General features: G+C 50.4%; 1 rRNA gene. It reads right to left on the bottom strand.

Going from position 1 to position 254, the window contains the following annotated elements:
• Nucleotides 1-254 (bottom strand): 23S ribosomal RNA (locus tag CPJCM30710_RS17620); the annotation flags it as partial.

Here is a 254-nt window from a genome sequence, read left to right as displayed (position 1 = left end):
TCAAACTGCCCACCTAACAATGTCCCGTCACCAGCTTCATGGTGTCCGGTTAGAATCCCAGTACTGTCAGGGTGGTATCCCAAGGTCGACTCCACATCCCCTAACGAGGATGTTTCCTAGTCTCCCACCTATCCTGTACAAACAATACCGAGACTCAATGCTAAGCTACAGTAAAGCTCTACGGGGTCTTTCCGTCCAATCGCGGGTAGCAAGCATCTTCACTTGCACTACAACTTCGCCGGATTTGCAGTTGA

The organism is Clostridium polyendosporum (assembly GCF_018332455.1).
In the GTDB taxonomy this organism is placed as follows: Bacteria; Bacillota; Clostridia; order Clostridiales; family Clostridiaceae; genus Clostridium_AY; species Clostridium_AY polyendosporum.
Note: the sequence above shows the minus strand (reverse complement) of the source record. Positions and strands in the feature narration are given on the sequence as shown.